The sequence below is a fragment of the Methylobacterium sp. WL116 genome (assembly GCF_008039455.1).
Lineage (GTDB): Bacteria > Pseudomonadota > Alphaproteobacteria > Rhizobiales > Beijerinckiaceae > Methylobacterium.
The window spans coordinates 1-2742 of record NZ_VRUV01000566.1; the positions used below are offsets into that span (position 1 = coordinate 1).

The 2742-nt window shown below is 75.3% G+C and carries 3 protein-coding genes and 1 pseudogene; 3 read left to right on the forward strand and 1 reads right to left on the reverse strand.

The window, feature by feature from the left end:
- Window positions 1-196: pseudogene (locus tag FV223_RS32070) on the reverse strand (hypothetical protein); the annotation flags it as partial.
- Here FV223_RS32070 and FV223_RS24550 point away from each other — a divergent pair.
- From FV223_RS24550 to FV223_RS24560, 3 genes are all read left to right on the forward strand, one after another.
- On the forward strand, window positions 120-995 hold the full coding sequence (locus FV223_RS24550) for a terminase family protein (protein WP_246689792.1): 876 nt from the start codon (window positions 120-122) through the stop codon (window positions 993-995). The pseudogene FV223_RS32070 and the gene FV223_RS24550 overlap by 77 nt on opposite strands.
- A 98-nt stretch (window positions 996-1093) precedes the next feature.
- Complete coding sequence (locus FV223_RS24555; protein ID WP_147729415.1) at window positions 1094-2266, forward strand: phage portal protein; 1173 nt, start codon at window positions 1094-1096, stop codon at window positions 2264-2266.
- A 47-nt stretch (window positions 2267-2313) separates the two neighbouring features.
- A partial coding sequence (locus FV223_RS24560) for an HK97 family phage prohead protease (RefSeq protein ID WP_147729416.1) occupies window positions 2314-2742 on the forward strand: 429 nt, incomplete at its 3' end.

Sequence of the window (2742 nt, forward strand, 5' to 3'; positions counted from 1 at the left end):
CCTGCCGCCCGAGGCGGGTGCCGGCGTAGCGCCCGACCACCGCCTCCAGGAAGGCGGGGGCGAGGTTTCGGGCGTTGTGGGCGGTGGCGTCGGCGTTCTCGGCCGAGGAGCCGGATTCCCTGCGCGGCCCACAATTCGGCGCGGCGTGGTCGGACGAGATCGCCAAGTGGCGCCGGCCGGATGCCGCCTTCGACATGCTGCAATTCGGGCTGCGGCTGGGCGCCCGCCCGCGCAACCTCGTCACCACCACGCCGCGGCCGATCCCGCTGATCCGCCGGCTGATCGCCGACCCGCGCTGCGTGGTCACGAAGGCCCGCACCGCCGACAACGCCCGAAACCTCGCCCCCGCCTTCCTGGAGGCGGTGGTCGGGCGCTACGCCGGCACCCGCCTCGGGCGGCAGGAGCTCGACGGCGAGCTGATCGACGACCGGGCCGACGCCCTGTGGACGCGCGAGACGATCGAGGCGGCCCGCGTCGCCGCGGCACCCGATCTGTCCCGCATCGTCGTCGCGGTCGACCCGCCGGCGAGCTCAGGCCGCTCGGCCGATGCCTGCGGGATCGTCGCGGTCGGGGCGTTGGGCGAGACCGCCTACGTGCTCGCCGACGCGACGGTGGCGCGCGCCAGCCCGCAGGCCTGGGCCAACGCCGCGCTCGCGCTCTACCACCGCCTCGGCGCCGACGGGCTCGTGGTCGAGGTCAACCAGGGCGGCGAGATGGCCACCGCCGTGCTCGCCCAGTGCGATCCGGCGGTGCCGGTGACCCCGGTGCGCGCCACACGGGGAAAATACCTGCGGGCCGAGCCGGTCTCGCTGCTCTACGCGCAAGCGCGCGTCCGCCACGTCGGGGCGCTGCCGGCGCTCGAGGACGAGCTGTGCGATTTCGGGGCGGACGGGCTCTCGTCCGGCGCCTCGCCCGACCGCCTCGACGCCCTGGTCTGGGCGGTGACGCACCTGCTGCTCGCGCCCCGCGCTGAGCCGCGCATCCGCAGCTTCTGATGCCGGCCCACGCGACTGCGGGGCGGCGGCCATCCGCCGGGCCTCATGGGTTTCGACCCATGAGGCGTCGGACAACACGCATCTCGAGGAGGCGCCCGATGCCGACCCTGCTGACGAGGCTGGCGCGGGCCGCCGGCTACGTGCCGGCCGTGAAGGCGGCCCCGCTCTCCGGGCCGAGCGTCGCCCTCTACGGGGACGCCCGCGCCGTCTGGACCGCGCGCGACGGCACCGCGCTCGCCCGCGAGGGCTACCAGCGCAACGCCGTGGTCCACCGCGCCGTGCGGCTCGTCGCCGAGGGCGCCGCGTCGATCCCGCTGGTCGTCACCGGCGCGGAGGCGGCCGACCACCCGATCGCCGCGCTGCTGGCGCGGCCGAACCCGCGCGAGGGCAGCACCCGCCTGCTGGAGACCCTGTACGGGCACCTGATGGTGTCCGGGAACGCCTATCTCGAGGCGGTGTCGCTCGACGGGATCCCGCGCGCCCTGTTCGCGCTGCGCCCCGACCGGATGCGGGTGGTGCCGGGGCCCGACGGCTGGCCGGCCGGCTACGTCTACGAGGTCGGCGGCCGCCGCGTCGCCTACGACGAGTCCGGCGCCGTGCCGCCGATCCTGCATCTCGCCCTGTTCCACCCCACCGACGACCATTACGGCCTGTCGCCGATGGAGGCGGCCGCGATCTCCCTCGACATCCACAACGCGGCCGGGGCCTGGAACAAGGCGCTGCTCGACAACGCGGCGCGCCCCTCCGGCGCGCTGGTCTTCGCCGGTGCCGGGGCGAGCTTGAGCGAGGCGCAGTTCGTGCGGCTGAAAGCCGAGCTGGAGGCGAACTACCAGGGCGCCGGCAATGCCGGGCGGCCGCTGCTGCTCGAAGGCGGGCTCGACTGGAAGCCGCTGGCGCTGTCGCCCAAGGAGATGGACTTCGTCGAGGCGAAGGCCGCGGCCGCGCGCGAGATCGCCCTGGCCTTCGGCGTGCCGCCGCTGCTCCTCGGGCTTCCGGGCGACAACACCCACGCCAACTACGCCGAGGCCAACCGCGCCTTCTACCGCCAGACCCTGGTGCCGCTCGCCCGCCGCACGGCGGAGGCGCTCGCGCACTGGCTCGCGCCGGCCTTCGGCGACGTCCGCCTCGAGCCGGATCTCGACGCGATCGAGGCGCTGGCCAGCGAGCGCGAGTCGCTGTGGCGTCGGGTGCAGGCGGCCGACTTCCTGACGAAGGCCGAGAAGCGCGCGGCGGTGGGCTACCCGCCCGAAGCCCCGGAGCCCGGGGCCTGAGGCTCCGGCGCAGCCCGATCTTTCCCTGCCCGCCACGGGAGACCGCCATGGACGGCCACTTCACCGGCTATGCCAGCCTGTTCGGCGTGCCCGACCTCGGGCGCGACATCGTGCAGGCGGGGGCCTTCGCCGCGAGCCTGCGGCAGCGCGGCGCCGCCGGCGTGCGGATGCTGTGGCAGCACGATCCCGCCGAGCCGATCGGGCGCTGGCAGGCGCTCGCCGAGGATGGGCGCGGCCTGCGCGTCGAGGGTCGCCTCAACCTCGCGGTGCAGCGGGCGCGCGAGATCGACGCGCTGATGCGGGACGGCGCCCTCGACGGTCTGTCGATCGGCTTCCGCACCCTGGAGGCGCGCCCGCGCGGCGGCTTTCGGCAACTGCACGCGGTGGATCTCTGGGAGATCTCCCTGGTGACCTTCCCGCTGCAGCCGGGGGCGCCGGTCGCCACCGCGCGCTTGTACTGGCCGCCCGAGATGGTG